Origin of the sequence: Luteimicrobium sp. NPDC057192, from assembly GCF_042670205.1 — a bacterium.
Lineage (GTDB): Bacteria > Actinomycetota > Actinomycetes > Actinomycetales > Cellulomonadaceae > Luteimicrobium.
Genome location: NZ_JBHUWD010000017.1, coordinates 76,278 through 82,814, shown reverse-complemented (window position 1 = coordinate 82,814; position 6,537 = coordinate 76,278). Strand labels below are relative to the sequence as shown.

The following is a 6,537-nucleotide window of genomic DNA, read 5'->3' as shown; positions in this document are numbered from 1 at the left end:
GGCGCGGGGAACTGTCTCGACAGCTCCCCGCGCCCACGCGCTCCGGCGTCCGCTCGCCGTCCGCAGGTCTGGGTGCGCCGGGGCTGGACGCCCCCGGCGCTCGCACCACCCGCCTCGTACGATGGCGCGGTGACCCGCCCCCCGCGCTGGCCGCTCGTCGCGGTCGCGGCGCTCGCGTTCGTGACGCGCGGCTGGGCGTACCTCGATCCCCGCCAGCTCGTCGCGGCCCGCGAGCTCGACGACGCCACGATGTACTCGGTCGCCGTCCAGCTCGTCCACGGACACCTCCCGTATCGGGACGTCCTCTACCTGCATCCGCCCGGCATGCCGCTCGCGATGACGCCGCTCGCGTGGCTCGCGCGGTGGACCGGCGACGCGTGGGCGCTCGCGGTGGGGCGCGCGGGCACCGTGCTGCTCGGCGTGGTGTGCACGGTGCTGGTGGGGCTGCTGCTGCGGCGCCGGGGGACCGCGGCGGTGCTCGTCGGCGCGGGGCTGTACGCCGTGTGGACCCCCGTGGTCCGTACGGAGAGGGTCGCGCTGCTCGAGCCCGTGCTCACCGTCTGCCTGCTTCTCGCCCTGCTCGTTCTGCAGAGGACGGACGGCGCGGCCGTCGTCGGGCGCACGGCCTCCCGCCTCCGGCCGACGACGACGGCGCCCCTGCTCGCGGGTGCGCTCACCGGGGTCGCGCTTACCTTCAAGCTCTGGGCCGGTGTGACAGCGGTCGTCCTGGGGCTCGTCGTCCTGGCGACACGTGGCCTGCGGGCGACGGGGTGGTTCGCGGGCGGGCTCGCCGCGGTGGTCGCCGTCGTCGTCGGTCCGTTCGTGGCGCTCGCGGGCTCGGCGGTGTGGCGCGACACCGTCACCGCGCAGGCCTCGCGCCCCGCGACCGTCGACGCGTTCGCCTACCGCCTGCGCCGGTTCTCGCTGCTCGACGGCTTCGACGCGACCACCTGGACGGACGCGGTGCTGCGGGTCGTCGCGCTCGCCGCGGGAGCGGCCCTCGTCGTGACCGTCGTCGTCGGGGTGGTGCGCTGGTCACGAGGCCGCACGGACGAGCGCCGCGTCGAGACCACGACCTGGGCGCTCCTGGCGCTCGCGCAGGCGCTGACGGTGCTGGTCGCGCCGTCGTTCTTCTACCACTACGCCGCGTTCCCGGCGCCGGCGCTCGCCCTGCTCGCGGGCGCCGCGGGCGCCGCCGCGTGGTCCTGGGCGCGGGGGCTGCGTCGTCGGGCGGGGGAGCGGGGCGACGACGTCCGCTGGGTGGGCGCGGCGTCGGCCGTCGGTGTCGCCGTCCTCGCGGTGTGCGCGGTGAGCGCGTGCGTCCCGACGAAGCCGGCGCAACCCTCGAACGCGCGGGTCGCCGCCTGGGCGGGCGAGCACCGCTGCGTCTGGGGGCTGGCGTCGGCGGTGGTCCGCGCGGACGCCGCGACGCCGAACGCGGAACGCGGCTGCGACGTCCCGCCCGACGTCTACGGGGAGGGCGTGCTCGCCGCCAGCCGCTCGGGCGCGCACGTCACGGGGACCGTCCTCGACGACAACCCCGCCTGGACGGCCGAGATGCTGCGCCAGCTCGACTCCTCCGACGCCGCGTTCCTCCCCCTGCCCGAGGACGGGCGGTGGCTGCGCGGCGAGTCGCAGCGCGTGTTCGAGGAGCAGTTCGTGCACGTCGCGACAGCGGGCCCGTTCGAGCTGTGGGAGCGCCGCGCCGTCAGCCGGTGATCGACGACGCCGCCGCGACGATCGCCTCCACGGCGACGGACGGGTGGGAGACCATCGACACGTGGGACGCCTCGACCTCGGTGATCGTGGCGCCGGCCCGCTCGGCCATGGACCGTTGCGTGGCGGGCGGGATCACGTGGTCCTCCGTCCCGACGACCGCCCAGCTCGGCAGCCGCTTCCAGGCGGGCGGGCCGGACGGCGTCGTGTTGGCCGACAGCGTGATCGGGCGCTGGCTCGACGCGATGAGCGCCCGGTCGGCCTCGGGGAGGTCCTGCGCGAAGTGCTCGTGGACGACGGCAGGCTTGAGGAAGGCCTCGACGTCACCCTCGGGCGAGTCGGGGTAGCCGGCGAGGTCGAGGACCGTCGTCGGGTCCGGGACGTCGAGCGCCGAGCCCGAGCCGCCGAGGATCTGGAACGTGAACTCGCCCTCGTCGGGCACGAACGCGTCCACGTAGACGAGGGCCCGGACGTCGCCGCCGCCCGTCGCGGCGTTGGTGATCACGAACCCGCCGTACGAGTGCCCGACCAGGACCACGGGGCCAGAGGTCCGCTGCGCGACGAACGACGCCACGTAGGGGGCGTCCACGGTCACGCGGCGCAGCAGGTTGGGCGGCGTGAGGACGGCGTACCCCTTGGCCTGGAGGTCGGTCGAGACCGCGTCCCAGCTGGAGCCGTCCGCCCATGCGCCGTGCACGAGGACGATCGTCGGAAGTGCCATGGCCTTGCCTCTCGTCGAGCGGGCAGACCGCGAGCGCGCGGCCCGGTCGATCGGAACGTACATCGGCGCGGAGCGCGCCGCGCGTCGGGCCGCCCCGGTCTCGCCTGACGGCCGGGACTGCTGCGCGGCGTGGCGGGCACTACGCTGAGGTCGTATCCCCTCCCACCCTTCGTAAGGAGCCACTGTGGCCAGCATCGAAGCCGTAGGCGCCCGCGAGATCCTCGACTCCCGCGGCAACCCCACCGTCGAGGTCGAGGTCGTGCTCGACGACGGCACCTTCGCCCGCGCGGGCGTCCCCTCGGGTGCGTCGACGGGCGCGTTCGAGGCCGTCGAGCGTCGTGACGGCGACAAGGCCCGCTACGGCGGCAAGGGCGTCCAGGGCGCGGTGGACGCGGTCATCGACGAGATCGCCCCCGAGCTCATCGGCTTCGACGCCGAGGACCAGCGCCTCGTCGACCAGGCGCTCATCGACCTCGACGGCACCCCGAACAAGGGCCGCATCGGCGCGAACGCGATCCTCGGCGTCTCGCTCGCCGTGGCCAAGGCCGCCGCGAAGAGCGCGGGCCTCGAGCTCTACCGCTACGTCGGTGGCCCGAACGCGCACGTCCTCCCCGTCCCGATGATGAACATCCTCAACGGCGGGTCGCACGCGGACTCGAACGTCGACATCCAGGAGTTCATGATCGCGCCGATCGGCGCCCCGACCTTCCGCGAGGCGCTGCGCACGGGGACCGAGGTCTACCACGCGCTCAAGGGCGTCCTCAAGGAGCGCGGCCTGTCGACGGGCCTCGGCGACGAGGGCGGCTTCGCCCCGAACCTGCCGAGCAACCGCGACGCGCTCGACCTCATCGTCGTCGCGATCGAGAAGGCCGGCTTCACCCCGGGCAAGGACGTCGCGCTCGCGCTCGACGTCGCGTCCAGCGAGTTCTTCTCGGACGACAAGTACGCGTTCGAGGGCAAGTCGCTGCAGGCCGCCGAGCTCATCGAGTACTACGAGAGCCTCGTCGCCGACTACCCGCTGGTCTCGATCGAGGACCCGCTGAACGAGGAGGACTGGGACGGCTGGGTCGCGCTCGTCGAGCGCCTGGGCGACAAGGTCCAGATCGTCGGCGACGACCTGTTCGTCACCAACCCGGAGCGCCTCGCCAAGGGCATCGAGCTCAAGGCCGCGAACTCGCTGCTCGTGAAGCTCAACCAGATCGGCACGCTCACCGAGACGCTCGAGGCCGTCGAGCTCGCGCAGCGCAACGGCTACACCGCGATGGTGTCGCACCGTTCGGGCGAGACCGAGGACACGACGATCGCCGACCTGTCGGTGGCCGTGAACGCGGGCCAGATCAAGACCGGTGCGACCGCTCGCGGCGAGCGCATCAACAAGTACAACCAGCTGCTGCGCATCGAGGAGTCCCTCGACGACGCCGCGACCTACGCGGGCCGCTCGGCGTTCCCGCGCTGGAAGCGCGGCTGACCTCTCGATCAGCCTGCCGGTCCGACCGGCCACCGGGTCCTGACGCGACCCGCGCCCGACGCGCCGTCATCCCTGCGGGGGTGGCGGCGCGTCGTCGTCGGGCGCGCGACCCCCGGCGTGCCAGGACGTCGGCCCCCTACCCGGTCACCACGTTCTGACAAGTCGCCCGGCCCGGCGTGTGCTCCGGCGCGGGCAGCGCGCGAACGTGGACAATCGCCCCATGGCCCCCCGACGTCCCACCGCCCCGCAGGCACGGTCCACGCGGCCGTCCGCACCGGGTTCGGGCACGTCGAACCGGGTGACGGGCTCGTCGGCGCCGCGCACGTCGTCGCGGGGGAGCGGTGCCCGTGCGTCGTCGGCCCGCGGCACGACGACGTCGGGCGGGCAGGGGCGTGGTTCGTCGCGTCCCGCGACGGGTGCCACACCGCGGGTCCGCAGGACGAGCGGAGGGCGCCGTGCGGCCGGCCGCGTCGCCGGGATGGTGCCCGAGACGATCACCACGCGCACGCTCGTGCTGGCGGGCGCGATCCTGCTCGCGTTCGTCATCCTGCTCCCGACGGCGCGCGAGTACGTCACGCAGTCGGCCGACCTGCGCGCCCTGCACGCGGACCTCGCGGCGACGCAGCAGCAGAAGGCGGACGCGCAGACGGCGCTCGACCGGTTCCAGGACCCGGCGTTCCTCAAGGCGGAGGCCCGGCTCCGGCTGGGCTACGTGATGCCGGGCGACAAGGCGTACCGGGTGATCGACCCGGGCGACGCGAACGACGGTGTCAGCCCGATCACGGGCAAGCCGGTGTCGGCTGGCGTCGTCGAGCGTGAGGGCGATGCCGCGGACCCGTGGTACCGGACCATGTGGACCTCGGTCCAGGTGGCGGGGACGGGCGTCACGACCGACTCGAAGTAGCGGTCCCGGCGGACGCGGGCCGTCGGGGACAATGAAGGCATGCCCCTCACCGACGTGACCGCCGACGACCTCACCGTGCTCGCCGAGCAGCTCGGGCGCACCCCGCGCGGCGTGGTCGCGATCGGGGCGCGCTGCGTGTGCGGCCGTCCCCTGGTCGCAGTGACGGCTCCCCGGCTCGACGACGGCACCCCTTTCCCGACGACGTTCTACCTGACGCACCCGGGCGTCGTCGCCGCGATGAGCACGCTCGAGGCGCGCGGCGTCATGCGTGAGCTCAACGACCGGCTCGCCGAGGACGAGGAGCTCGCTGCGGGCCACGCGCGTGCGCACGACGACTACCTCGCGCGCCGGGCGGAGGTCGCGGAACGGGCCGGGACGGGCACGGTGCCCGAGATCTCCGGCATCTCCGCGGGCGGGCTGCCGACGCGGGTGAAGTGTCTGCACGCGCTCGCCGGGCACGCCCTCGTGGCGGGCCCCGGCGTCGACGTCGTGGGGGACCTGGCGCTGCAGCAGGCCGCGGACGAGGGCCTCTGGCGAGCGGACCGCTGCACCTGCTGACACGCCGTCGTCGTCGGCTTGTCAGAACCTCACGGCACCCTGCTGCCGTGAGCTTCTGACAAGTCGTGGGAGTGGTGCGGGTGTCAGAACCTCACGGCACCCTGCTGCCGTGAGCTTCTGACAACTCGTGGGGGAGGCCTGTGGCAGGCTGGTCGACATGAGCTCCACCCGTGTTGCGGCCGTCGACTGCGGTACCAACTCCCTCCGCCTTCTCGTCGCCGACCTCGACCGGGAGACCGGCACCCTCACGGACCTGCACCGCAGCATGGAGGTCGTCCGCCTGGGCCAGGGCGTCGACCGCACCGGCATGATCGCGCCCGAGGCGCTCCAGCGGACCCTCGACGCGACGTCGCGCGCGGCCGACGTCGCCCGTGAGCTCGGCGCCGAGCGGGTCCGGTTCGTCGCGACGAGCGCGTCCCGGGACGCGAGCAACAAGGACGACTTCTTCGAGGGCGTGCACGCACGCCTCGGCGTGTACCCCGAGGTCGTCTCGGGCGAGGAGGAGGCGGCGCTGTCGTTCCGGGGCGCGACGAGCGTCGTCGGCGGACGGTTCGACGCCCCCTACCTGGTCGTCGACCTCGGCGGCGGCTCGACCGAGCTCGTGCTGGGCTCGCGCGAGCCCGAGGCGGCGTTCTCGATGGACGTGGGCTGCGTGCGGATGACCGAGCGGCACCTCGCGACCGACCCGCCTACGGAGGACGAGGTCGCAGCCGCACGCTCCGACGTCCGGGCGGCTCTCGACGAGGCGCTGCGGGTGGTCCCGGTCGCGAAGACCGCGACGCTCGTCGGGCTCGCGGGGACCGTGACGACGGTGACGGCCCACGCGCTCGGCCTCGCCGTCTACGACCGCGACCGCATCAACGGCTCCGTGCTCCCCGTCGACACCGTGCTGCGGGCGTGCGACGAGCTGCTCGCGATGACGCGCGACGAGCGCGCCGCGCTGGGCTTCATGCACCCCGGGCGCGTCGACGTCATCGGGGCCGGCGCGCTCGTGTGGTCGGAGGTCGTGACGCGGGTGCGCGGCGAGGTCGCGGCGGCGGGCGGCGAGCTCGCGCGCGTCGTGACGAGCGAGCACGACATCCTCGACGGCATCGCCCTCTCCCTGGCCTGACGGCTCGCGAGCCCCGTGCAGCGACACGCGGTACGGAGCTCTGGCCGGTAGTGCACATC

The 6,537-nt window shown here is 74.1% G+C and carries 6 protein-coding genes; 5 read left to right on the top strand and 1 reads right to left on the bottom strand.

Translation table 11 applies throughout. From position 1 onward, the window contains the following. Positions 1-129 precede the first annotated feature (129 nt). Positions 130-1,719, top strand: coding sequence for a hypothetical protein (locus tag ACFT5B_RS10080; protein WP_386797867.1), 1,590 nt, complete (start codon positions 130-132; stop codon positions 1,717-1,719). Here ACFT5B_RS10080 and ACFT5B_RS10075 read toward each other — a convergent pair. Further along, complete coding sequence (locus ACFT5B_RS10075; protein ID WP_386797866.1) at positions 1,709-2,437, bottom strand: alpha/beta fold hydrolase; 729 nt, start codon at positions 2,435-2,437, stop codon at positions 1,709-1,711. The two genes, ACFT5B_RS10080 and ACFT5B_RS10075, sit on opposite strands and share 11 nt — an antisense overlap. Positions 2,438-2,621: 184 nt before the next feature. Here ACFT5B_RS10075 and eno point away from each other — a divergent pair, with 184 nt between their 5' ends. The 4 genes from eno to ACFT5B_RS10055 all read left to right on the top strand — a co-directional run bounded on the left by eno (position 2,622) and on the right by ACFT5B_RS10055 (position 6,478). Next, entirely contained in the window at positions 2,622-3,905 is a 1,284-nt protein-coding gene (gene eno / locus ACFT5B_RS10070) for a phosphopyruvate hydratase (RefSeq protein WP_386797865.1), read from the top strand. A 478-nt stretch (positions 3,906-4,383) separates the two neighbouring features. Next, positions 4,384-4,809 carry a septum formation initiator family protein gene (locus tag ACFT5B_RS10065; protein ID WP_386797864.1) on the top strand — a complete coding sequence of 142 codons (426 nt, stop codon included), beginning with the start codon at positions 4,384-4,386 and terminating at the stop codon, positions 4,807-4,809. A 39-nt stretch (positions 4,810-4,848) separates the two neighbouring features. After that, positions 4,849-5,367, top strand: coding sequence for a DUF501 domain-containing protein (locus ACFT5B_RS10060; protein WP_386797863.1), 519 nt, complete (start codon positions 4,849-4,851; stop codon positions 5,365-5,367). Between the two features lie 157 nt (positions 5,368-5,524). Then, a complete protein-coding gene (locus ACFT5B_RS10055; protein WP_386797862.1) occupies positions 5,525-6,478 on the top strand; it encodes an exopolyphosphatase in 954 nt (317 codons plus the stop codon). Positions 6,479-6,537: the final 59 nt, after the last annotated feature.